This window comes from Roseomonas sp. BN140053, from assembly GCF_047690175.1.
In the GTDB taxonomy this organism is placed as follows: domain Bacteria; phylum Pseudomonadota; class Alphaproteobacteria; order Acetobacterales; family Acetobacteraceae; genus Roseomonas.
Genome location: NZ_JBLLEB010000051.1, coordinates 1 through 21,041, shown reverse-complemented (window position 1 = coordinate 21,041; position 21,041 = coordinate 1). Strand labels below are relative to the sequence as shown.

General features: G+C 74.1%; 22 protein-coding genes. 13 read left to right on the top strand and 9 right to left on the bottom strand.

From position 1 onward, the window contains the following. Positions 1 to 136 precede the first annotated feature (136 nt). The 4 genes from ACLIBK_RS23650 to ACLIBK_RS23635 all read left to right on the top strand — a co-directional run bounded on the left by ACLIBK_RS23650 (position 137) and on the right by ACLIBK_RS23635 (position 2,713). Positions 137 to 643 carry a YbjN domain-containing protein gene (locus tag ACLIBK_RS23650; protein ID WP_415389768.1) on the top strand — a complete coding sequence of 169 codons (507 nt, stop codon included), beginning with the start codon at positions 137 to 139 and terminating at the stop codon, positions 641 to 643. Between the two features lie 2 nt (positions 644 to 645). Then, positions 646 to 1,455, top strand: coding sequence for a pyrroline-5-carboxylate reductase (gene proC, locus ACLIBK_RS23645; RefSeq protein WP_415389767.1), 810 nt, complete (start codon positions 646 to 648; stop codon positions 1,453 to 1,455). 71 nt (positions 1,456 to 1,526) lie between these two features. Continuing rightward, positions 1,527 to 2,222, top strand: coding sequence for a TetR family transcriptional regulator (locus tag ACLIBK_RS23640; RefSeq protein ID WP_415389766.1), 696 nt, complete (start codon positions 1,527 to 1,529; stop codon positions 2,220 to 2,222). 59 nt (positions 2,223 to 2,281) lie between these two features. After that, positions 2,282 to 2,713 carry a phasin family protein gene (locus tag ACLIBK_RS23635; RefSeq protein ID WP_415389765.1) on the top strand — a complete coding sequence of 144 codons (432 nt, stop codon included), beginning with the start codon at positions 2,282 to 2,284 and terminating at the stop codon, positions 2,711 to 2,713. Positions 2,714 to 2,717: 4 nt separating this feature from the next. On the opposite strand, the gene ACLIBK_RS23630 is transcribed toward ACLIBK_RS23635, so the two are convergent. Then, positions 2,718 to 2,933, bottom strand: coding sequence for a DUF4169 family protein (locus tag ACLIBK_RS23630; protein ID WP_415389764.1), 216 nt, complete (start codon positions 2,931 to 2,933; stop codon positions 2,718 to 2,720). 49 nt (positions 2,934 to 2,982) lie between these two features. Here ACLIBK_RS23630 and ACLIBK_RS23625 point away from each other — a divergent pair, with 49 nt between their 5' ends. The 3 genes from ACLIBK_RS23625 to ACLIBK_RS23615 are packed head-to-tail and all read left to right on the top strand — an operon-like array spanning position 2,983 to position 4,536. Continuing rightward, the gene (locus tag ACLIBK_RS23625) at positions 2,983 to 3,648 is read left to right on the top strand and encodes a dienelactone hydrolase family protein (protein ID WP_415389763.1); all 666 of its coding nucleotides are present in this window, start codon (positions 2,983 to 2,985) and stop codon (positions 3,646 to 3,648) included. Beyond that, positions 3,645 to 3,806 (top strand): hypothetical protein, encoded by a 162-nt coding sequence (locus ACLIBK_RS23620; protein WP_415389762.1) that lies wholly within the window; start codon positions 3,645 to 3,647, stop codon positions 3,804 to 3,806. The genes ACLIBK_RS23625 and ACLIBK_RS23620 overlap by 4 nt, the downstream gene beginning before the upstream one ends. A gap of 16 nt (positions 3,807 to 3,822) precedes the next feature. Further along, on the top strand, positions 3,823 to 4,536 hold the full coding sequence (locus ACLIBK_RS23615) for an FkbM family methyltransferase (RefSeq protein ID WP_415389761.1): 714 nt from the start codon (positions 3,823 to 3,825) through the stop codon (positions 4,534 to 4,536). A 17-nt stretch (positions 4,537 to 4,553) separates the two neighbouring features. On the opposite strand, the gene ACLIBK_RS23610 is transcribed toward ACLIBK_RS23615, so the two are convergent. From ACLIBK_RS23610 to ACLIBK_RS23585, 6 genes are all read right to left on the bottom strand, one after another. Continuing rightward, complete coding sequence (locus ACLIBK_RS23610) at positions 4,554 to 6,281, bottom strand: peptidoglycan -binding protein (protein ID WP_415389760.1); 1,728 nt, start codon at positions 6,279 to 6,281, stop codon at positions 4,554 to 4,556. Between the two features lie 274 nt (positions 6,282 to 6,555). Beyond that, positions 6,556 to 7,695, bottom strand: a complete 1,140-nt coding sequence (locus tag ACLIBK_RS23605) for a flagellar motor protein MotA (protein ID WP_415389759.1) — start codon at positions 7,693 to 7,695, stop codon at positions 6,556 to 6,558. After that, entirely contained in the window at positions 7,692 to 8,261 is a 570-nt protein-coding gene (locus ACLIBK_RS23600) for a hypothetical protein (protein ID WP_415389758.1), read from the bottom strand. The genes ACLIBK_RS23605 and ACLIBK_RS23600 overlap by 4 nt, the downstream gene beginning before the upstream one ends. 47 nt (positions 8,262 to 8,308) lie before the next feature. Next, a complete protein-coding gene (locus ACLIBK_RS23595; protein ID WP_415389757.1) occupies positions 8,309 to 9,181 on the bottom strand; it encodes an inositol monophosphatase family protein in 873 nt (290 codons plus the stop codon). 364 nt (positions 9,182 to 9,545) lie between these two features. Then, complete coding sequence (efp, locus tag ACLIBK_RS23590; protein WP_415389756.1) at positions 9,546 to 10,115, bottom strand: elongation factor P; 570 nt, start codon at positions 10,113 to 10,115, stop codon at positions 9,546 to 9,548. Between the two features lie 180 nt (positions 10,116 to 10,295). Then, positions 10,296 to 11,288 carry a Bug family tripartite tricarboxylate transporter substrate binding protein gene (locus tag ACLIBK_RS23585; RefSeq protein WP_415389755.1) on the bottom strand — a complete coding sequence of 331 codons (993 nt, stop codon included), beginning with the start codon at positions 11,286 to 11,288 and terminating at the stop codon, positions 10,296 to 10,298. Between the two features lie 288 nt (positions 11,289 to 11,576). Between ACLIBK_RS23585 and ACLIBK_RS23580 the strand changes: the two genes are divergently transcribed. Beyond that, positions 11,577 to 12,281, top strand: coding sequence for an EthD domain-containing protein (locus ACLIBK_RS23580; protein ID WP_415389754.1), 705 nt, complete (start codon positions 11,577 to 11,579; stop codon positions 12,279 to 12,281). Between the two features lie 122 nt (positions 12,282 to 12,403). On the opposite strand, the gene ACLIBK_RS23575 is transcribed toward ACLIBK_RS23580, so the two are convergent. Next, entirely contained in the window at positions 12,404 to 13,573 is a 1,170-nt protein-coding gene (locus ACLIBK_RS23575) for a lysine-2,3-aminomutase-like protein (RefSeq protein ID WP_415389753.1), read from the bottom strand. A gap of 38 nt (positions 13,574 to 13,611) precedes the next feature. Here ACLIBK_RS23575 and epmA point away from each other — a divergent pair, with 38 nt between their 5' ends. Beyond that, positions 13,612 to 14,679: an EF-P lysine aminoacylase EpmA gene (gene epmA, locus ACLIBK_RS23570; RefSeq protein ID WP_415389752.1), complete on the top strand. Its 1,068-nt coding sequence runs from the start codon at positions 13,612 to 13,614 to the stop codon at positions 14,677 to 14,679. A 58-nt stretch (positions 14,680 to 14,737) separates the two neighbouring features. Here the strand turns inward: epmA and ACLIBK_RS23565 are convergent, their stop codons facing one another. Continuing rightward, positions 14,738 to 16,852, bottom strand: coding sequence for a prolyl oligopeptidase family serine peptidase (locus ACLIBK_RS23565; protein ID WP_415389751.1), 2,115 nt, complete (start codon positions 16,850 to 16,852; stop codon positions 14,738 to 14,740). Between the two features lie 274 nt (positions 16,853 to 17,126). Between ACLIBK_RS23565 and ACLIBK_RS23560 the strand changes: the two genes are divergently transcribed. The 4 genes from ACLIBK_RS23560 to ACLIBK_RS23545 all read left to right on the top strand — a co-directional run. Beyond that, a complete protein-coding gene (locus tag ACLIBK_RS23560; protein ID WP_415389750.1) occupies positions 17,127 to 19,499 on the top strand; it encodes a glycosyltransferase in 2,373 nt (790 codons plus the stop codon). After that, a complete protein-coding gene (locus ACLIBK_RS23555) occupies positions 19,496 to 20,545 on the top strand; it encodes an NAD-dependent epimerase/dehydratase family protein (RefSeq protein WP_415389749.1) in 1,050 nt (349 codons plus the stop codon). The genes ACLIBK_RS23560 and ACLIBK_RS23555 overlap by 4 nt, the downstream gene beginning before the upstream one ends. Before the next feature lie 99 nt (positions 20,546 to 20,644). Continuing rightward, positions 20,645 to 20,923 carry a hypothetical protein gene (locus ACLIBK_RS23550; protein ID WP_415389748.1) on the top strand — a complete coding sequence of 93 codons (279 nt, stop codon included), beginning with the start codon at positions 20,645 to 20,647 and terminating at the stop codon, positions 20,921 to 20,923. A gap of 38 nt (positions 20,924 to 20,961) precedes the next feature. Then, on the top strand, positions 20,962 to 21,041 hold an 80-nt coding region (locus tag ACLIBK_RS23545; protein WP_415388209.1), incomplete at its 3' end, for a transposase.

Genomic DNA, 21,041 nt, shown 5'->3' with positions numbered 1-21,041 from the left:
AACGACACACCTCCGTGAAGCCCCTGGCGTTGCCGCGAGTTCTGCGGCGCAGTATCAACAGCTAGGGGCTGGACCCTCCGAGTCCCGCTAGACTCGGTGGTCGCAACCTCCTCAAGGACGGGACGGAGGTGCCGCGATGACCGCTCCACTCGCCCTCGGACGCCGGGAAAAGGCGTCCAACCCCCTCGACGTGGTGGAACAGATCATCTCGGCCAACGAGTGGGCGTTCGACCGCCGCTCGCCGCGCGAGATGGCTGCGGAAGCCCCGGGGAAGTGGTGCGACTACGGCCTGCACTTCGCCTGGTCGTCCGAGATCAGCGCCATGCACTTCACCTGCGCCTTCGACATGAAGGTCCCCCCCGAGCGCCGGGCCAAGCTGTTCGAGCTGCTGGCCCTGGCCAACGAGAAGCTGTGGATGGGCCATTTCGGGCTGGAGGGCGAGGACGGGCTGCCGGTGTTCCGCCACGCCGTGCTGCTGCGCGGCGCGCCCGGCGCCTCGGCGGAATCGCTGGAGGACATGGTGGACATTGCCATCACCGAGTGCGAGCGCTTCTTTCCGGCCTTTCAGTTCGTGCTCTGGGGCGGTCGTTCGCCGCAGGACGCGCTGCAGGCCGCCATGCTGGACTGCGTGGGCGAGGCGTGACGGTGTCCACCGCCCCGCTGCCGCCTGTGCTGCTGGTGGGCTGCGGCAAGATGGGCGGCGCGCTGCTGTCGGGCTGGCTGGCGCGCGGCATCGCCGAGGCCGTGGCGGTGGACCCGCGGGCCGATGCCGCGGCGGGTCCCGGCGTGAGGGTCGTCCCCGATGCAGCGTCGCTGCCGGCCGATTTCCGGCCCGCCGCGGTGCTGCTGGCCATCAAGCCGCAGGAAGCGCCCCGCGCCATGCCGGAATATGGTCGCTTCGCCCGCGACGGCGCGCTGTTCGTGTCCATCATGGCCGGGCACACCGTGTCGGGCATGGCGGCGATGCTGGGCGCCCCGGCGGCCATCGTGCGCGCCATGCCCAATACCCCCGCCGCCATCGGCCAGGGCTTCACCGCCGCCTTTGCCGGCCCCGACGTGTCGGGCGAGCGCCGCGACCTCGCGGACGCGCTGCTCTCCGCCGTGGGCGAGGTGGACTGGGTGGCCGAGGAAGGGCTGCTGGACGCCGTGACCGCCGTGTCCGGCGGCGGCCCGGCCTACGTCTTCCTGCTGGCCGAGTTGCTGGAAGCCGCGGCACGCGACCAGGGGCTGCCGGCCGACCTCGCCCGCCGTATGGCGCGCGCCACGGTGGCCGGTTCCGGCGCCCTGCTGGCCCAGAGCCCCGAGGACGCGGCGGTGCTGCGCAAGAACGTCACCAGCCCCAAGGGCACCACGGAACGTGCCCTGGCCGTGCTGATGGCCGAGGAAGCCTGGCCCGCCCTGGTGCGCCGGGCCGTCGCCGCCGCCACCGAACGGTCGCGCGAACTGGCCGGCTGAGCGCCGTTTCGCGCACCCTTCGCGCCTGACGGGGGTGGCGGAACCGCCCGGGCGGGCCAAACTGCTGCCCCATGCAGAACACCCCCGACCTCGACCCCCGCGTGATCGATGCCCTGTGGCGCGTGGTGGCCGAGCATGGCTGGCACGGCGTCACCTTCCGCCGCATCGCGGACGAGAGCGGCGAGAGCCTGGAAAGCCTGCGCGGCCTCGGCGCCAGCCCCTTCGCGCTGCTGGCCGCCCATGCCCGGGCGGTGGACCGTGCGGTGCTGGCCGGCACGGTGCCGAACGGCGGCGGCACCGTGCGCGACCGGATCTTCGACGTCCTGATGCGCCGCTTCGACGCACTGGCGCCGCACCGCGAAGGGCTGCTGCGCTTCCAGGCCGACCTCCGGCGCGACCCGTTGCTGGCGCTGGCGCTGTCGCCGGGGCTGATGGCCTCGATGGCCTGGATGCTGGAAGCGGCCGAGGTGGACACGGCCGGCTTCACCGGGGGCCTGCGCGTGCAGGGGTTGGTGGGGGTCTGGCTGAGCGTGTCGCGTGCCTGGGTCAACGACGACAGCGCCGATCTCGGCCCCACCATGTCGGCGCTGGACAAGGCGCTGGACCAGGCCGAGCGCGTGGCGCGCACCCTGCGCTTGCCCGACGGCGACCTGGCCGCGCCGCCCCCGGCGGAGGATGCGGACCTGCCCGCGGCCGGGGAGATGGAACCGCCCTCGCCGCCCGAAGCCCCCAACCCCTATACCAGCATCGGCCCGGCCACACCCTGACCGCACCCCTTCGCGCTCTCGCGCGTTGCAACAGCACTCTCAGGGAGGAGAGAAAACCCATGTCCGACGCGTTCAACCGCCCCGGGGACATCGACCCCATGCGCATGCTGGCCGAGATGAAGCTGCCCGCCATGCCCGACCTGGAAAGCCTCGCTGCGGCGCAGCGGCGCAACCTGGAAGCGCTCTCCTCCGCCAACCGCGTCGCCCTGGAAGGCGCGCAGGCGGTGGCGAAGCGGCACATGGAGATCCTGCAGCAGTCGATGTCGGAAATGACGGACGCCATGCGCGCCGTCACCGAGCAGTCCGACCCGCAGCAGAAGGTCGCCAAGCAGAGCGAGATGCTGAAGTCCACCTATGAGCGCGCGGTGGGCAACATGAAGGAGATCGCCGACCTCATCCAGAAATCCAACTCCGAGGCGCTGAGCGTGCTGAACCGCCGCTTTGCCGAGGCGATGGACGAGGTCCGCAGCCTGGCCGCGCCGAAGAGCTGACGGGTCAGCGTCCGGGCGGGGGTTCGTCCCCGCCCGGCGCGTCCACGTCGTCGCGCCGGGCGCCGTCCAGCAGGGCGGCGCGGCGCTCGGCGGCCTGGCGGTCGGCGGCCTTTTCCGCCCCGGTGCGGCCGTGGCTCACCCGGTTGGCGGCGGCCTGGACGGATTTTTCCGCCTTCGCCTTGTTCCGGCGGAAACGGTTCAGGTTGACGATTTCGGCCATGCCGCGAGGATACACCGGCGCGGCACGGCGAGGGAGAATCCGAAACATCATGCAGATCGAACTGACGGCGGCGGACGGGCATCGCTTCGGCGCCTACCAGGTCGGGCCGAGCGACGCCAAGCGCGCCCTGGTGCTGGTGCAGGAAATCTTCGGCGTGAACAGCCATATCCGGCGCGTGTGCGACAGCTTCGCCGCCGAGGGTTTCGCCGTGATCGCCCCGGCCCTGTTCGACCGTGCCGAGCGCGGCGCCGAGCTGGGCTACGGCCCTGAGGACCGGCAGCGCGGCATGGCGCTGCGCAAGCAGGTGCCGGACGACGGCGCTATGGCCGACATCGCCGCATCCGCCGCGGCCCTGCCCGCCGGCGCCAGGCACGGCATCATCGGCTACTGCTGGGGCGGCACCCTGGCTTGGTGGGGCGCCACCCGCAGCACCGGTTTCGTGGCCGCGGTGGGCTATTACGGCGGCGGCATCGCCGGCACCCGCACGGAGGTGCCGAACTGCCCGGTGCAGCTCCATTTCGGCGAGAAGGATGGCGGCATCCCGCTGACGGACGTGGACAGCATCCGCGAAGCGCAGCCGGGGGTGGAAATTTTCGTCTACGGCGGTGCCGGCCACGGCTTCGCCTGCGACGACCGCGACTCCTTCGACCCGGCCAGCACGGAGCTGGCGCGGTCCCGCACGCGGGACTTCCTGAACCGGCACCTGCCGGCATGATCACCCGCCTCCTGCTCTTCGCCGTGCTGCTGGGGCTGCTGGTGTGGATCCCCATGGCGGCGCCCCGCGGCTTCGAGGCCGCGCCGATCCTGGTGGTCGGCCTGCTGGCGGTGGCCGCCCTGCTGACCTTCTGGCGCCGCCACCCGACGGACGACTAGCCGCGAGGCGGTTCCGGTGGACGAGCTGCGCTTCCTGCGGGCCCTGCACCGCCCCGGCACGGTGGTGGATGTGGGCGCGCATGACGGGCTGCTGACCCTGCCGCTGTCGCAGCTGCCCGGCGCCGAGGTGCTGGCCTTCGAGCCGCTGCCCGAGGCCTTTCGCCGGCTGCGCGCGGCCTGCGGCGGCCTGCCGGGGGTGACGCTGCGGCCGGAAGCGCTGGGCGACGTGGCCGGGACGGTGCCGCTCTCGGTGCCCGTGCTGGACGGGGTGGCGCAGGAGCAATGGGCCTCCACCAGCAAGAGCTACGCCGCGCAGGAAAGCGCCCGCGTGACGGTGCGGCGGCTGGACGTGCCGGCGATCACGCTGGATTCGCTGAATCTGCCCGGCGTGACGGCGATGAAGCTGGACGCCGAGGGCGGGGAATACGAGGTGCTGCGCGGCGCGCTCGGCACGCTGCGCCGCTGCCGCCCGGTGCTGACGCTGGAGCTGGAGGAGCGGCACCGCGAGGGCTCCACCTGGGCGGTGCCGGCCTTTCTGGACGCGCTGGACTACGTGACCTGCTTCGCGCTGCACGGCGCCTGGCAGCCGATGGCCGCGCTGCACCGGCCGAGCATGCAGCGCGCCAGCCCGGACCCCGCGGTCTTCGCCGCCTCCGACCCCTACGTGTTCAACTTCTACGCCTGGCCGATCGAGCGGGACGCGGAAGCGCGGGCGCTGCTGCCGGGATAGGCGTCGCGCCGTTTCCCTCAGCGATCCGTCAGCCGCAGCTCGATGCGGCGATTGCGCGCCAGGGCCTCGGGCGTGTCGCGGTCGTCCAGCGGCTGGTTCTCGCCGAAGGCAGCGGCGGCGACGCGGTTGGCCGGCAAGCCTTCGTTGATCATCAGCTGCGCCACGGCGATGGCGCGGGCCGAGGAGAGTTCCCAGTTGGAGGCGAAGCGGCCGCCGCCGCGCAGCGGGGTGCGGTCGGCATGGCCGTCCACCCGCAGCAGCCAGTTCACCCCTTCGGGGATGCGGCCGGAAATCTCCTTCAGCACGCCGGCGATCTGGCGGATCTGCGCCTGGCCGCGCTCGCTCAGCTCGGCGCTGCCGACGGGGAACAGCACCTCGGACTGGAACACGAAGCGGTCGCCGACCACGCGCACGTCCGGCCGGTCGCCTAGCACTTCCCGCACCCGGCCGAAGAAGTCGGAGCGGTAGCGCTGCAGTTCCTCCACCCGCGCCGCCAGCGCCGCGTTCAGCCGCGTGCCGAGGGCAGCGATCTGCGCGTCCTTGTCCCGCCCGGCACTTTCCTGCGCGTCCAGCGCGCCGGCGACGCGGCGCAGCTCCGCGCGCAGGGCTTCCAGCTGCTGCGCCAGCAGCGCGGCCTGGGCCCGGGCGCTCTCGGCCAGGCGGCCATATTCCCCGGCCTGGGCTTCCGCCGCCCGGCGCGCCTCGGCGGCGGTGCCGGCCTGGCGGTTGGCCTCCGCCACCAGGGCTTCGGCCGCGCCGCGGCGGCGCTCCTCGTCCCCGGCCCGCGCCAGGGCTTCCTGCGCCTGCCGTTCCAACCGATCGCGCAGGGCGGTCAGCGCCTGCACCTGCTCGCTCAGGCGCGCGAGGTCGGCCAGCCGTGCCTCGATCGTCCGGGCATCCGTGCGGACCTGGGTGTTCAGCCGCTCCGCCTCGGCGCGCAGGGCGGCGAGATCGCGCGCCGCCTGTTCCGCCTGGGCCCGCGTCGTAGCCAGCGAGGCTTCCGCCTGCCGGCGCGCCGTCTGCTCCGCCGTCAGGCTTTCCGCGGTTTGCCGGCGCGCGGCTTGTTCCGTGACCAGGGCGCGCTCGGCCTGCTGCCGGGCAGCCTGTTCCGCCGTCAGGCTCTCGGCGGTCTGGCGGCGCGCGGTTTGTTCGGCAGCCAGGGCGCGTTCGGCGGTTTGCCGGGCCGCCTGCTCGGTGGCCAGGGCGCGGGCGGTGCCGGTGCGTTCGCGTACGGCCTGGGCGGTTTCGCCGCCCGCCGCCTCGGCCCGGGTCAGGGCCTCGGCCAGCCGGGTTTCCAGGGAGGCGATGCGCTCGCCGGTGCCGCGGCCCGTCAGCTCCGTGTCGGACAGCCGTGCCGCCAGCCGGTCGCGCTCGCCGCGCAACCCGTCGCGCTCGGTGCCCAGGCGGTCGCGCTCGTCGCGCAGGCCGCTCAGTTCGCGCAGGGCGATCTCGCGCGCTGCGGCGGCCTGCCGCGCTTCCTCCTGTGCCCGGCCCAGCCCGCCGCGCAGTTCCTCGACCTGCCCGCGTTCCAGCGACAGCAGCTCGGCCAGCTCCGCCACCTGCCGGTTCAGCCGGTCCAGCGCCCGGTCGCGCGAAGACAGCGCCACCGACAGGAAGCCCTGCGCCAGCACGAAGACCAGCAGCACGAAGATGATTACCATCAGCAGCGTGGACAGCGCGTCCACGTAGCCGGGCCAGGCGTTCAGCCCCTCCCCGCCCCCGCGCCGGCGGCGGCTCAGTGCCATGACGCGCGGGTCCTGCGTGGCGCTGGATGGCCTGCGGGAGGCGCTGCCTCCCGCACCCTCCGCCGGGGACCTAGGAGATCCCCGGACCCCGCCGTGAGTTGGCGCTGGTGGACACAGGGGTGCCAGCGACGGCGTAGCCGCGTCACTGGCACCCCTGTGTCCACCAGCACCGTACTTTTACGAACGGAAGGTCCAGGAAACTCAGTTTCCTGGCGGGGGGTGCAGGGGGGCAGAGCCCTCCCTGCAAGCCACCCGCACGACGCCGGAGCCGCCGTCACGGCTGCGGCGCCTCGGCCAGAGCGGCGATGGTGCGGGCCAGGAGCTTGATCTCCGAGCGGATCTCCTGGGTGGACTGGGCACGGCCCTGGGCGGAGTCTTCCAGCACGCGGGCGAGGTAGAGCTCGATGTTGCGCAGGTGGTTGCGGGCGGCCTCGTCGTGGTTCTGCACGTCGGCGAGGCGGGTCAGCACGGGGGCCAGGGCCGCCTGGCTCTCGGCCACGCGGGTCATCAGGGTCTGGCTGGCGCGCATCTGGTCGGTCAGCACGCTCAGCCGCTCAGTCAGGGTGATGAGGCCCTGGCTGGCGGCGGCGGAGCGCTCCTCGCCGCGGGCCAGGGTGCGCTGCAGGCTTTCCAGGTTCTCGGCGGTCTGTTCCAGCAAGGCCTGGACATAGGCGGGCACGGAGCCGCCGCCGTCGCCCTCGGGGCCCAGGACCCCGGAGGAGAGGCGGGTGAGGCTGGCGAGCCATTCTTCCAGCTCGTTGAAGAAGCGGTTCTGCGCCTGCCCGGCGGTGAGGTCGAGGAAGCCCAGCACCAGCGCGCCGGCGAGGCCCAGCATGGAGGAGGAGAAGGCCACGCCCATGCCGCGCAGCGGCTGCGCCAGGCCGGATTTCAGCTGGTTGAACAGGGTGTTGAGGTCGCCGGCGCCGACCGACATGCCGTTGATGACCTCGGCCACCGAACCGATGGTCAGGATCAGCCCCCAGAAGGTGCCGAGCAGGCCCAGGAAGATCAGCAGCCCCGTCATGTAGCGCGACAGCTCGCGGCTCTCATCGAGGCGGGAGGCGAGGCCGTCCAGCACGGTGCGCATCGCAGGGGCCGAGAGCGACAGGCGGTCGCCGCCGCGGCGTGAGGCCAGCATGGAGGCCATGGGTGCCAGCAGCCGCGGCGCGGGCGGTTCCGGGGCGCCGGGGCGTGGGTTGCGGAAAGCGTCCAGCCAGTCGGTTTCGCGCTTCAGCGCCAGCACCTGCCGGATGTTCCACACGATGCCCAGCAGCAGCACGGCGGCGATCACCGTGTTGAGCACGAGGTTGGCGCCGAAGGCCCCTTCCAGCGTGTCGAACAGCGCCGCCACGATGGCCAGCACGGCCACCAGGAACAGCAGCATCCGCAACAGGTATTTGGTGGGGCGGGTCATGGGGGGGCGGCCTGCCTGTTGCGGGACGGTAAGGGGGGGATGATGTCCAGGCTGTTCTCCGCCTCGGCGGTGCGGCCGAGCGGGCGGAGGTCGATGCGCGTGCCGGGCAGGCCCGCGGCCTCCAGCATGCGCTTCATGGCGATGGCGTTGGCCATGCTGGCGCGCCGGGCCATGGAGGGGTCGTCCGCCGGCCCGGCCACGCGGGCCAGCACGGTGACGCGGCCCTGCGTGCGCTCGGCCAGGGCGCGGGCCAGGCGTCCTACCGCCTGGGCGTCGCGGCCCTGCGCCGCGCCCTGCCCGGCCGAACCGGTCAGGCGCCAGCCGCCTTCAGGCAGCGGCGTGAAGGCCGGGGTCAGCGGCAATTCGCCGAGCTGGGCGGAGCGGTTCACCGGCGGGATCGGTGCCGGGGTGGAGGGCAGCACGGCGAGCGGCGGCGGGGCGGCGGCCGGGCTGCGCGGCCCGGCCAGCGGCGGCACGACCTGGGACAGGGCCGGTGCCCCGGCGGCCAGCACCATCAGGGCGGCGAGGGTCGCCGCGCGGCGGAACGGGTCGGGGGCGCGGCGCATGGCGTGGCGCAGGCTAGACGGCGCGGTGCAGCGCGTCCACGCGTTGCTCAGCCCGGCGCTCCGGCGGCGTTGCTGCGGCTGCTGGCGACGCGGGTCATGCCTTCCACCACCGCTTCGCGCAGGACGGCGTGCAGGTGCGGGTTGCCGGCCACGATGTTGCCCGAGGGGGTGGGCGTGCTCCAGGCCTCGCCCCCTTCGGGTTCCGTGACGTAGCCGCCCGCTTCCTTGACCAGCAGGATGCCGGCCGCACAGTCCCAGGGCTTGAGGCCGAGTTCCCAGTAACCCTCGTAGCGCCCGGCCGCGACCCAGGCGAGGTCCAGCGCCGCCGCGCCGAAGCGCCGGATGCCGGCGACCTGCGGCATCAGCCGGGCCAGGGTGGTGGAGAATTCCGCCTTGCGCTGCACGGCCGCGAAGGGGATGCCGGTGGCGAACAACGCCTCGCGCATGTCGCGGCGGGCCGAGACGCGCAGGCGGCGGTCGTTGAGAAAGGCACCCACGCCCTTCTCGGCCCAGAACATCTCGTCGGAGGCAGGGTTGTAGATCACGCCCGCGGCCAGCTCGGAGCTGTTCTCGCCGGTGCGCTTCTCGATGCCGATCGAGACGCACCATTGCGGGATGCCGTGCAGGAAGTTGGAGGTGCCGTCGAGCGGGTCCACCACCCAGCGCCATTCCCAGTCGGCCTCGCCGGAGGCGCCGCTCTCCTCCATCAGGAAGGCGAAGCCCGGGCGGGCGCGGCCGAGCTCCTGCCGCAGCGTTTCTTCCGAGCGCAGGTCGGCCTGGGACACGAAGTCGCCCGGGCCCTTGGCGGTCACCTGCAGGTTCTCGACCTCGCCGAAGTCGCGCAGCAGGCGCTTGCCGGCCTTCTGGGCCGCCTGCACCACGACGTTGAGCGCGGGGGAAAGGCGGGTGCTGGTGCGCATCGGTTGGGTTCCTTCGTGCGGCCACACGGGGGGTGCGCGGCCGGACGCTGATCGGGCGCACCCGGCGGCCCGGCCGCGCTGGGGCGGCGGGAGCCGGGGGCAGAACTGGCGCCGGCGTGAACCGGGCACCGCGAGGGTGGCACGCCACGGGCGGCGGGCCGCAGGGCCGAGGCGCCGCGGCCGGCGGGCGCCTGGAAAGGCGGGCCCGGGGCGACGCCGCCGGGGGCGACGATTCCGGGCCGGCTGCCGGTCCGGGCGGCGGGCACCGGCCGGTCCCGCTGCGGCGAAAACTGTGCCGGCCAGGCCCGGTGGCGAAACCACATCTCCGCGCGAACCGTCGCCGGCCGGGCGGAAACGCCGGGGCTCAGCCCTTGGCGCGTTCCACGTAGGAGGCGTCCTCGGTGCGCACCACGATCTTCTCGCCGGTGGCGATAAAGGGCGGCACCATGGTCTTCACGCCGTTGCTGAGCATGGCCGGCTTGTAGGAGGAGGTGGCCGTCTGGTTCTTCACCACCGGATCGGCTTCCGTCACTTCCAGCGTTACCTGCTCGGGGATGTCCATGCTCACCGGGTCGCCCTCGATCAGGCGGACGTTGACGGCCATGTTCTCCACCAGGAAGGGCAGGCGGTCGCCGAGGATGTCCTTGGGCACGGACACCTGCTCGAAGCTCTCGGGGTCCATCAGCACGAGGTTGTTGCCGTCGGTGTAGGAGAAGGTGAAGTCCTTGTCCTCGGTGGTCAGGCGCTCCACCGTGTCCTGGGTGCGCCAGCGCTGGTCCTTCTTGGCGCCGTTCTTCACGTCGCGCATCTCGACCTGGATCACCGCGGCGCCCTTGCCGGGGGTCATGATGTTGATCTTGAGCACGGACCAGCGGCGCCCCTCGAACTCGATCACGTGGCCGGGACGCATCTGATTGGCCTGCTGCTTCGCCATGGCGCGGGGTACCCTAGGAGCTTCGAAAGAATGGGAGGGCGGGCACGGAGCCCGCGCGAGGGCCGGGCTTTACCGCCCGAGGCGCGTTCGGGCAACCGCGCGCGGCATATGGCCCGGGAAGCGGCCGGCGGGTTCCCGGCAGGCCGGGGCGGCGGGCCGGAAGCCTGCCGGGCGCCACCGCTACTGCACCCGAATGTTGCGCGAGCGGATCACGTCGCGCCAGCGCGCGTTCTCGGCCGCGTTGTAGGCCGCCCATTCCTCGGGCCGCTGGGTTTCCGCCACGGCCGCCAGGGGCGCCAGGCGCTCGCGCGTCTCAGGCGCCTGCAGGGCCGCCTGGAACAGGGCGTTGAGCCGCGCCACGACCGGGGCGGGCGTGCCGGCAGGGACGAGCGCCGCGATGTGCTCGGCCACCACCACGTCGAAGCCCTGTTCCCGGAAGGTCGGGATGGTGGGGGCCACGGGGGAACGCTCGGCGCTGCTGATCGCCAGCGCCCGCAGCTCGCCCGACTGGATCAGCGGCAGCACGCCGGCGGCCGCCTGGATGATCAGCTGCACCTCGTTGGTCACGGTGCCCTGCACCGCCGGGGCGCCGCCGCGATAGCCCACATCCGTCATCTCCACCCCCGCCGCCTGGAGGAAGAGCTCCGTCGCCAGGTGCGTGGAGGAACCGGTGCCGGCATTGGCATAGGCCATGCGCGCGCCCGGCGCCTTGGCCGCCGCGACGAACTCCGCCAGCGTCCGCTGCGGCGCCGTGCCGGGGATGCAGAGGATCAGCGGCTGGGAGGCGATCAGCCCCACGCCGGTGAAGGCGCGGTCATTGTCGTAGGGCAGCTGGTACAGGTGCGGCGCCATCGCGTAGGTGGAGCCGGTGCCGATCAGCACGGTGTAGCCGTCGGGCCGGGCGCGGGCGACGGAGGCGAAGCCGATCGTGCCGTTGGCGCCGGCGCGGTTGTCCACCACGAAGCCACGCCCGGTGTCCTGTTGCAGCCGGGCGGCGAGAATGCGGGCCACCGCGTCGGTGGAGCCACCGGGCGGCCAGGGCACCACGAGAGTGACGTTGCGCTCGGGAAAGCCCTCGGCCTGCGCCCAGGCAGGCGCGGCGAGCGGGGCGAGGCTGCCCAGGGAGAGGCTGCCCAGGGCGAGAAGCCCGCCCAGGCTGCGGCGCGTGATCATCCGTGTTCCTCCCACTCTCGTCCCGGTTCGTTCTGCCGAGAAGGCAACGAGGCGGCAGGGCGCGTCAATGGTGGGCGGCGGCGGGCTGAGCCAGGAAAAGGCCAGCGGCCCTGGCAGCGCCCGCGTCGGGAGAAGGCCCTTGCGTCCGACGCCCGGCGGGGGGGGCACGAGAGTTTTCGCCGGGCGTGTGGATCGGATGCGGCAATCCGGCGAAAAGGGCGGCATGTCCGCGCTCCCTTCCCCGTCGTCCGAATCCGCCCCACGGGGTCTTCCCCGGCAGGTGGCAGCATGACCCTGCGGCCCAAGCGGCTCTACCTGGCCCGGCGCAACCCGTCGCTCACGCGCGAGGGGTTCCCGGAGCGCTGGATGCGCCACGGGGCGCTTTCCGCGAGCTTTCAGGCGCAGCAGGGCTTCGCGAACATCTTTCGCTACCTGCTCTGCCCGGCCCTGCCGGGGCCGTCTGGGGAGGCGGCGGAGGACGGACCCGACGGAATCGGCATGCTGTTCTTCCGGGACGAGGCGGCCCGCGACCGCCACCACGCCTCGGCCGCGCAGCGGGCCGCGATGGAGGCGGACGAGGACGCCACCTTTGCCGAGCGCGTGAACCGGACATCGCTCTTCGCGGTGGAGCAGGTGGCGCTGGACGGCCCGCTCACCCCCTTCCTGGCGGTCACCGTCCTGCGGCGCCGCCCGGCCGTGAGCGCGCCGGACTTCGCGGCGTGGTGGAGCGAGGCCCACGCCCCGACGGTGCTGCGGGCCGCGCCGGCGCTGCGCCGCCTGGTCGGCAACTGGCCGATGCCCGACGGGCACGGCGAGCTGCAGGCCGACTGCATCGAGGAGTTGTGGTTCGCGAGCCGGGAGGAGATGCGCCGCACGCTCGCGGCGGCCGCTTTCGCCGCCACCCGGGAAGCCCTGATGCGGCGCTGCGACGTGGCGACGCGGCTGGAATGCGAGGTCCGGGTCCTCCACGACGCGGACCCGGAACCGGCGTGACCGCGGCACCGGGCCGCGGCTGACCGGCGGCGCGAGGGGCGCCGCGGCCGAGCAGGGTTGCGGGCAGCCGGTGGTTCCGCTGCGCTCGGGCCGCCGTTCCGGGAAGAGACGGCCGGGGCGGTTCAGGGCTCGCGCCCGGCGTGGTGGTGCGTGCCGCCGTCCAGGGGGGCCACCACCGTCCAGCCGCCCGCGCCGTCGGGGGCGGCGAAATCCGGGTTGAGCGGGGCCTTGCCGCGTCCGCCCGGCAGGTCCAGCGCGTAAACCGGCCAGGCCAGGCCGGACACCCGCCCGCGCAGGGCGCGCAGCAGGGCGCGGCCCTCGGTGATGGGGACCTCGAAGCGCGCCGTGCCGGGGGCGCGGTCGAGCTGGTGCAGGTAGTAGGGCTTCACCCGTGCCGCCAGCATGGCGCGCAGCAGGGCTTCCAGTTCGGCCTCCGTGTCGTTGACCCCGCGCAGCAGCACGGACTGCCCGAGCAGCGACACGCCGCCGCGCGACAACCGCCGCAGCGCGGCGCGCGCCTCGGGCGCGAATTCCCGCGCGTGGTTGGCGTGGACGCAAAGGAACAGCGCCTTGTCGGTGTCCAGCGCCGCCACCAGCGCGTCCGTGACACGGCCCGGATCGGCCACGGGGACGCGACTGTGGATGCGCAGCACCTCCAGGTGCGGAATGGCCGAAAGGCGCGCCAGGATCTCGCCCAGGCGCCGGGGCGAGAGCAGCAGAGGGTCGCCGCCGGTCAGGATCGCCTCGCGCAGGGTGGGGGTGCGCTCGAAGTAGTGCAGGGCGGCGTCCAGTTCCGCCTCCGACAGCAGGCCGCCATCGGGGCCGACCTGTTCGCGGCGGAAGCAGAAGCGGCAATAGACCGGGCAGGCCAGGATGGGCTTCAGCAGCGCGCGGTCGGGGTAGCGGTGCACCACCCCCGGCACGGGGGAATGCGGGTGGTCGGCCGTGGGGTCGGCCAGCTCGTCCGGGGCGGTGCGGCGCTCGTCGGGGTGCGGCAGGTATTGGCGGGCGATGGGGTCGGCGGGATCGGCCGGGTCGATCAGCGCCCGCACCGCGGGGGTGACGGACACGGCGTAGCGCGCGGCGACCTCGCGCAGCGCCGGCAGGTCGGCGGCCTCGGCCAGGCCGGCGGCCACCAGGGCCTCGGGGTCGCGCAGGGTGCGGTGCGGCGCGTCGGGAACGGGCGGACGGCCCGTGGCGTCGGCGTGACGCGGCGGCACGGCGCCCTGATGCGCGGTGCCCTTCGGCGCGGCGCCCTGCTGCGGGGGGTGGGGAAGAAGGCCGTCCGGCATGGCCCGCCGCGCTTAGCCCCGCTAAGCCCTGCCCCGCAATGCCGCCCATTCCTTCCCTGCCTACTCCTCTGCCCGCCTGGCACCCCGACAGCCTTGCCGCCCGGCTGCCGGCGCTGCGCCGCCGCGCCGCGCTGACCGCCGCCACCCGCGCCTTCTTCGCCGCGCGCGGGGTGGCGGAGGTGGAAACCCCCGCCCTGGTGCCGGCGCCGGGAATGGAGGTGCACCTGCAGGCCTTGCGCTCGCGCTACGAGCCGCATCTCGCGGCCGACCGGCCGCGCGACCTGTGGCTGCGGACCTCGCCCGAGCTGGCGCTGAAGCGGCTGCTGGTGGCCGGCGCCGGTCCGGTCTTCGAGCTGGCGCGGGTCTGGCGCAACGGCGAGATTTCCGCCCGGCACATGCCGGAATTCACCATGCTGGAATGGTACCGGCCCGGCCTCGGCCTCGATGGGCTGATGGACGAAACGGAGGAGTTCTGCCGCGCCGTGCTGCCGACGGAGGTGTCGCATGCCGGGGTTGCCACCGACCTGCGCCTGCCCTTCGAGCGGATCACCGTGGCCGAAGCCTTCGCGCGCTGGTGCGGCGGGATCGACCTGCTGGCCACGGTGCGCCCGGATGGCGAGGGCGACGGCCTCGCCCTGAGCGCCGCCGCCCGCCGTGCCGGGTTCGACGTGGCGGAGGAGGAAGACTGGGAAACGCTGTTCTTCCGCCTGCTGGCCGAGCGGGTGGAGCCGCAGCTCGGCCGCGACCGCGCCAGCTTCCTGACGCACTGGCCGGCGCCGCAGGCCGCGCTGGCCCGGCGCGACCCGGCCGACCGGCGCGCGGCGCTGCGCTTCGAGCTGTTCCTGGCCGGCATCGAGCTGGCCAACGCCTTCGACGAGCTGTGCGACCCGGCCGAGCAGCGCGCCCGCTTCCGCCGCGACGTGGCCGAGCGGGCGCGCCTCTACGCCGAGGGCTGGCCGGCCGACGAGGATTTCCTGGCCGCGCTGGAGCACGGCATGCCCGCCGGCTCCGGCATCGCGCTGGGCTTCGACCGCTTGGCCATGCTGGCCGCGGGCGTGCCGGAGGTGTCGCTGGTGCAGTGGCTCGGCGCTTGGCCGTATCGCTGAGCCGGCCTCCGCCGGAACCGGCCGGTGCGTCGCGTCCCGCCGGCCCACGGCCCGCGGGTCAGCCCGTCGCGGGTTCCCAGCCGATGGCACGGCGCAGGAAAGCCATGCCGAGCGCGGCGAAGGTGGCGCGCTCGGTGCTGTCCTTGCCGTAGCCGTGGCCGCCGGCGGCGGGCTCGAAGAAGCGGGCGTCGTAGCCCATGGCCTGCAGCTTGGCGGCCATCTTGCGGGCGTGGCCGGGATGGACGCGGTCGTCGCGGCGGGTGGTGGCCAGCAGGATCGGCGGATAGGGACGGCCGGGCACTGCCTGGTGATAGGCGGAAACGTGCTGCAGGAAGTCCCAGTCCTCGGGTTTGTCGGGGTCGCCGTACTCGGCGATCCAGCTGGCGCCGGCCAGCAGCCTGGAATAGCGGCGCATGTCGATCAGCGGGATGGTACAGAACAGCGCGCCGAAATGGTCGGGGAAGCGGGTCAGCATGTTGGCGATCAGCAGCCCGCCATTGGAGCCGCCCTCCGCCGCGATGCGCCCTGGCACGGAAACGCCGCGGCGCACGAGGTCCGCGGCCACCGCGGCGAAGTCGTCGTGCGACAGGGATTTGCGCCGCAGGCGTCCGGCCTCGTGCCAGGCGGTGCCGAACTCGCCCCCGCCGCGCAGGCTGGCGGAAACGGCGGTGCCGCCGCGCTCCAGCCACAGCTTGCCCACCGTGGCGTTGTAGCCGGGCAGCACGGGGATACGGAAACCGCCGTAGCCGGACAGGTGCACGGGCGCCTCGCCGGTCTCGCGCTCCGGCCCGACCTGGACATAGGGGATGCGCTCGCCGTCGGAGGAGGTCGCCTCGTGCCGGGTGATGCGCAGGCCGCTACCGTCGAAAACGCGCGGCGCCTGCTTGAGCACCAGGGGCGCGGGCAGTCCGGGCTCGATGCGCAGCAGCGTGGTGGGGGTCAGCGGGTCCTGCGCCGTGGCCACCAGCGTGCCGTCGGATTCCGCCGGGTCGGCGTCCAGCGGGCCGGCGGTGACCACGCCGATGCGCGGCAGGCCTTCCAGCGGCGCCGCGGACCAGCCGGCCGCGGAGGGCGTGAGGCGGGTGAAGACCGGCTCCAGCTCGTCCAGCACGGACAGCAGCAGCGTCCCGCCGGACCAGCTGAAGTTCTGCAAGGCGCGGCGCGGCGCGGGCTGAAACAGCACGGCGAAGTCGCGGCGGCCGGCCAGGAAGGCGTCCAGCGCGATGCCCAGCAGGGTGTCGGGGGCGTGGGTGGTGCCGTCGATCGTCCAGGGCGAGCGCGGCTTCACCGCCAGCCAGCCGCGGTGCCAGGAGGGGGCGGCGTCCAGCGGCAGGTCCAGGCGCAGGCGCGGGCCGCGCTCGTCGCCCAGGTGCACGGCGGCCTCGTAGAAGCCGCGCTGGTCCACGAAGATCAGCTCGCCCGTGCCGTCGCGGTCCAGCTCGCCCCAGCAGCTCATCGCCTCGGCGTCGGTCTCGAAGATCACGCGGGCGAGGAGCGGGTCCTCGCCGCGGCGCCACAGCCGGACGGTCCGGGGATAGCCGGAGCGGGTGGCCATGCCCTCCCCCAGGGCAGAGGACAGCACCAGCGTGTCGCGGTCGATCCAGCCAGCGCCGCCCTTGGCTTCGGGCAGGATGAAGCCGTCCGCCACGAAACAGCGGGTGGGGAGGTCGAACTCGCGCAGCACGGTGGCGTCGCCGCCGCCGCGCGAGAAGCTCAGCAGGGCGCGGTCATGGGTGTCGGGCAGCACGCCGGCGCCGGACCAGATCCAGTCCTCCCCTTCCTCGCGCGCCAGGGCGTCGAGGTCGAGCAGCACCTCCCAGTCCGGAGCTTCGGTGCGGTAGGACGCCTCGGTTGTACGGCGCCACAGGCCGCGCGGGTGCTCGGCGTCCTGCCACAGGTTGTAGAGCAGCCCACCGCGCCGGGACACGAAGGGGATGCGGTCGGGGCGGTCCAGGATCGCCTTCAGCGCGTCGCGGTCGGCGGCGAAGCGCACGTCGGCCAGGGCGCCGAGCGTGGCGGCGTTCTGCGCTTCCACCCAGGCCAGGGCGCGTTCGCCTTCCACCTCCTCCAGCCATAGCCAGGGGTCGTCGTCCGGGTGCTCGGGGGTGGGGCGCGGGTCGGGCTGGGGCAAGGCGGGGCGCTCCTGGGCGGTGGGGAAAGGGCGGTGTCGCATCCTACAGGCTTCCCGCGGTGCTGCGGTCCCCCTTGCCGGGCGGACGGCGCGCCCCTGCCCGGCAGTGAGCGGCCATGTCCGCCGCATCGCCGGGCGCCCGGCCGCGTAGCGCGCCCGGGCGCAGGACGCGGCGCTGGTCGCTTGCCCGGAGCGAGGCCACGGCGGGCTGGGCGCCGGGAGGGTCGCGGCGGAAGCGGCCACCTCCCCCCTGCCCCCCCTCTGGCGCATCGGCCGCGCCCGCCATACCCATGCGCGCTGGGACCGGGTCGGAGGGATGATGTCGGGGGACGAAGGGCCGCGGATCGACGCGCTGCGGGCCGAGGCGGATGCCCGGCGCGACGCGGGGGACTGGCGGGCGGCGGCCGCGGCCTATGGCCGGGTGGTGGCGCTGCGGCCGGGCGACCGGCCGGCGCTGTTCCAGATGGGCCGCTGCCTGCACGAGGCCGGCGAGCCCGCCGAGGCGCTGGACGCCCTGCGCGCGGCCGAGGCCCTGGCCCCCACGGATGGCGAGGTGAAGCTGCTGATCGCCCGCTGCCTGGAAAAGCTCGGGCGGGCGGAGGAAGCGGCGGCCGCCTTTGCCGCCGCGCGCGCCCTGGGGGTGCGGATCGCCCCCACCCTGACGGCGCCGCCGCGGCGCGCACCCGGCCGGCTGCTGCCGGCGCTGCGCTCGGGCTCGGGCCTGTTTTCCGCCCTGGCGCCGGAAACGCGCCCCGCCCCGCCACCGGCCGGCCCGACCGCGCCAGAGCCGCCCCGGATGCCGCCGGCCCCGCGCCCGGCGGCGCCTTCCCTCCTCGCGTCAACGGTGGCCGCTCCCCCGGCTGCCGCGCCGCCGGCCCTGCCCGCCGGGTCGGGCGACGCTACCCCGGCGGCGGCGCAGCGGCTGGCCCTCGCCTTCGACGTCACCGACCTGATCGACTATTTCCACGGCCGCCGCACGCCCACCGGCATCCAGCGCGTGCAGGCCGGCATCGTCGGCGCCGCCCTGCGCGTCCCCGCCCCGCCCGACACCACGCTGGGCTGCGTCTGCTTCGACCATCGCGACGGTTATTGGCGCGCGCTGCCGGCGGCGCCGCTGCTGGACCTGCTGGCCGTGGCCGCGATCGGCGCGGACATGACGGACCCCGACTGGACCGCCGCCCTGGCCCGGGTGGACGAGGTGCTGTTCAAGGCGCCGCGCCACGTCTTCCCGATGGGCGGGCTGCTGGTGAACCTGGGCAATTCCTGGGGACTGCCGGATTACTTCCGCGGGTTGCGCGCGGCGCAGCGCGAGCGCGGCCTGCGCTACATCCCCTTCCTGCATGACTGCGTGCCGCTGATCGTGCCCGAGCACTGCCAGGCGGAGATGGTGCGCGACTATGCCCGCTGGTTCGCCGCGGTGGGCGCGCATGCGCACGGCTTCCTGTGCAATTCCGAGAGCACGCGCCGCGACGGGCAGGCGCAGCTGGCAAAACTGCTGCCGGGGCTGGACCTGCCCTTCGGCGTGGTGCGGCTGGATGCCGACCCGCTGGACGGGGCGCCGCCGCCGGATCCCGCGGTGCTGGACGGGCTGCGCGGCTTCCGCCCGGGCCAGCCCTACGCCCTGTTCGTCGGCACCATCGAGAGCCGCAAGGACCACCTGCTGGTGTTCCGCGCCTGGCTGGCGCTGATCCGCAAGCTGGGCGCGGCGCGGGTGCCGCGGCTGGTCTGCGTCGGCCAGCCCGGCTGGCACGCCCAGGGCGCGATGGAGCTGCTGCAGAACAGCGCCGAGCTGAAGCGCCACGTGGTGCTGCTGCACGGCGTGTCGGACGAGGCGCTGGCCGCGCTCTACGCCGGCTGCCGCTTCACCGTGTACAATTCCTTCTACGAGGGCTGGGGCCTGCCGGTCACGGAAAGCCTGGCGCACGGCAAGGTGCCGGTGGTGCCGGAGCATTCCGCCCTGCCCGAGGCCGGCGGCCCCGGCGCGGTGTACTTCGCCCCGCAGCACGAGCCCGACCTCATCGCCCAGCTGGAGCGGCTGATCACCGACCCCGCCTTCCTGGCCGAGCGCGAGGAAGCGGTGCGGAACGGTTCCGGCCTGCGCCGCTGGAGCCAGCTGAAGGACGAGGCGCTCGGCCACCTGCGGGCCATGGCGGCGCGGCCGGCGCCGCCGCTGGAAGAACGGCTGTCGCTGGAACCCGGCGAGCTCTACGACACGGTGCTGGGTGACGAGACCGTGCCCACCCCCGCGCTGGCGGTGCGCCAGGTGCTGCGCGACGGGCCCAACTGGTACGTGCCGGAAGACTGGGGCGTCTGGACCCGCGGCGGCACGGCGACGCTGCGGCTGCCGCTGCCGGCCGAGGCCGCCGGCGAGTGGCGCCTTTACCTGGACCTGCGCGCCCCGCCCGGCGGCGGCGAGGTGTACCTGCGGGCGGAGCCGCGCGGCGGCGAGGCCGTGTCGGGCAGCGTTGCCATACCGGGTGGCGTGCAGGGCGGCTGCGTGCTGCGCGTGTCGGTGCCGCAGGGCTGCCGCCTGCTGGAAGCGGCGGTGGACAGCACGCCTTTCCAGCCCGAGGGCGAGGAACGCCTGCTCGGCGTCGGGCTGCACCGGGTGATGCTGTGCCGGGACGACGACCTCGGCGCGCGGCTGGGCTGGATCGAGGACCGCCGCCTCCTGCCGGTCGTGGCGTGAGCGACGGCCCGCCCGGCCCGGGTTCCGCGGGGATGGGCGCGCTGCGCGGCGCGCGGGTGCTGGTCACGGGGGCGGCGGGCTTCATCGGGGCGCACCTGTGCCGACGGCTGCTGGCGGAGGGCGCGGAGCTGCTCGGGCTGGACAGCCTGAACCCCTATTACGACCCGGCGCTGAAGCGGGCGCGGCTGGCGGCGCTCTGCGACGCGCCCGGCTTCGCTTTCCGCGAGCTGGACGTGGCGGAACCGGGCGCGCTGGCGGCGGCCTGGGCCGGGTTCCGGCCGGATTTCGTGGCGCACCTGGCGGCGCAGGCGGGGGTGCGGCACTCGCTGGCGGCGCCGCGCGCCTATACCCGCGCCAACGTGGATGGCTTCCTGGAGGTGCTGGAAGCGGCGCGGGCGCATCCCGTGCGGCACCTGGCCTATGCCTCCTCCTCCTCCGTTTACGGGTCCAGCACGCGGGTCCCCTTTCGCGAAGACGACCCGGTGGACCGGCCGTCCTCGCTCTACGCCGCCACCAAGCGGGCCAACGAGGTGATGGCGCAGTCCTATGCCCACCTTTTCGCCCTGCCGCTGACGGGGCTGCGCTTCTTCACCGTCTACGGCCCCTGGGGACGGCCGGACATGGCCTATTGGAGCTTCACCCGCGCCCTGTTCGCGGGCGAGGAGATCCGCGTCTTCAACCACGGCCGGGTGTGGCGCGACTTCACCTACGTGGACGAGGTGGTGGAGGCCATCGCGCGCCTGCTGCCCGCGCCGCCGCAGCGGGCGGAGGAGCCCGGCCGGGTGGTGGAAGCGGCGCCGCACCGGCTGTTCAACCTGGGCAACCACACCCCGGAACCGGTGGACGCGCTGCTGGAAAGCCTGGAGCGCCACACCGGCCGCCGCGCGTTGCGCCGCGAGGTGCCGATGCAGCCCGGCGACGTCGAGCGCACCTGGGCGGACGTGTCCGCCCTGCAGGCCGCCACCGGCTTCGCGCCGCGCACGCCGCTGGACGAGGGGCTGGGCCATTTCGTGCGCTGGTACCGGGAGTTCCACGGGCTGGGCTGAGGCTGCGCCCGTAGCCCGCCGCGGCTCGCCGGGGGGGGTGCGCGGATTGCAGCCATTGGTTGCTGGAAGGTTAACGGCCTCCAGGCGCATCCCGGTGGCATGCGCACCACCCCGATCCGCCGTTCCACCGCGTCGTTAAGACGGGATTCACGTCTCTCGGCCACGATCCTGCGCATGATCGCCCTGAACTCGCTCGCCGCCTTCACCCAGGACATCGGCCGCACCGCCGGTCCCGGGGCCGTGACGCCGGTGCGCGCCGCGGGCGGCGGCGTCGTTGCCGCGGAGGCCCCCGGCCCCGCGCAGCGCAAGCTGGAAGCGGTGCCGGCGCAGCCCGCCACGATCCTGCCACGCGGGTCGCTGCTGGACCTGCGGGTCTAGAGGCTGTTGTGGACTGAGGGGAGGTCCAGATTTGCGGGATGACCCGCAAGGCTTATCCGTCCGACGTATCCGATGAGGAATGGGGTCTGGTCGCACCCTACCTCGTGCTGCTGCCCGA

Coding starts and splice junctions, on each gene's coding strand:
- efp (WP_415389756.1), bottom strand. CDS start 10,115: ATGGCGAAGCAGCAGGCCAATCAGATGCGTCCCGGCCACGTGATCGAG.
- ACLIBK_RS23625 (WP_415389763.1), top strand. CDS start 2,983: ATGCAGATCGAACTGACGGCGGCGGACGGGCATCGCTTCGGCGCCTAC.
- ACLIBK_RS23565 (WP_415389751.1), bottom strand. CDS start 16,852: ATGCGACACCGCCCTTTCCCCACCGCCCAGGAGCGCCCCGCCTTGCCC.
- ACLIBK_RS23560 (WP_415389750.1), top strand. CDS start 17,127: ATGATGTCGGGGGACGAAGGGCCGCGGATCGACGCGCTGCGGGCCGAG.
- ACLIBK_RS23630 (WP_415389764.1), bottom strand. CDS start 2,933: ATGGCCGAAATCGTCAACCTGAACCGTTTCCGCCGGAACAAGGCGAAG.
- ACLIBK_RS23650 (WP_415389768.1), top strand. CDS start 137: ATGACCGCTCCACTCGCCCTCGGACGCCGGGAAAAGGCGTCCAACCCC.
- ACLIBK_RS23600 (WP_415389758.1), bottom strand. CDS start 8,261: ATGCGCCGCGCCCCCGACCCGTTCCGCCGCGCGGCGACCCTCGCCGCC.
- ACLIBK_RS23635 (WP_415389765.1), top strand. CDS start 2,282: ATGTCCGACGCGTTCAACCGCCCCGGGGACATCGACCCCATGCGCATG.
- ACLIBK_RS23595 (WP_415389757.1), bottom strand. CDS start 9,181: ATGCGCACCAGCACCCGCCTTTCCCCCGCGCTCAACGTCGTGGTGCAG.
- ACLIBK_RS23550 (WP_415389748.1), top strand. CDS start 20,645: ATGCGCACCACCCCGATCCGCCGTTCCACCGCGTCGTTAAGACGGGAT.
- ACLIBK_RS23585 (WP_415389755.1), bottom strand. CDS start 11,288: ATGATCACGCGCCGCAGCCTGGGCGGGCTTCTCGCCCTGGGCAGCCTC.
- ACLIBK_RS23575 (WP_415389753.1), bottom strand. CDS start 13,573: ATGCCGGACGGCCTTCTTCCCCACCCCCCGCAGCAGGGCGCCGCGCCG.
- ACLIBK_RS23610 (WP_415389760.1), bottom strand. CDS start 6,281: ATGGCACTGAGCCGCCGCCGGCGCGGGGGCGGGGAGGGGCTGAACGCC.
- ACLIBK_RS23580 (WP_415389754.1), top strand. CDS start 11,577: ATGACCCTGCGGCCCAAGCGGCTCTACCTGGCCCGGCGCAACCCGTCG.
- ACLIBK_RS23640 (WP_415389766.1), top strand. CDS start 1,527: ATGCAGAACACCCCCGACCTCGACCCCCGCGTGATCGATGCCCTGTGG.
- ACLIBK_RS23620 (WP_415389762.1), top strand. CDS start 3,645: ATGATCACCCGCCTCCTGCTCTTCGCCGTGCTGCTGGGGCTGCTGGTG.
- ACLIBK_RS23605 (WP_415389759.1), bottom strand. CDS start 7,695: ATGACCCGCCCCACCAAATACCTGTTGCGGATGCTGCTGTTCCTGGTG.
- epmA (WP_415389752.1), top strand. CDS start 13,612: ATGCCGCCCATTCCTTCCCTGCCTACTCCTCTGCCCGCCTGGCACCCC.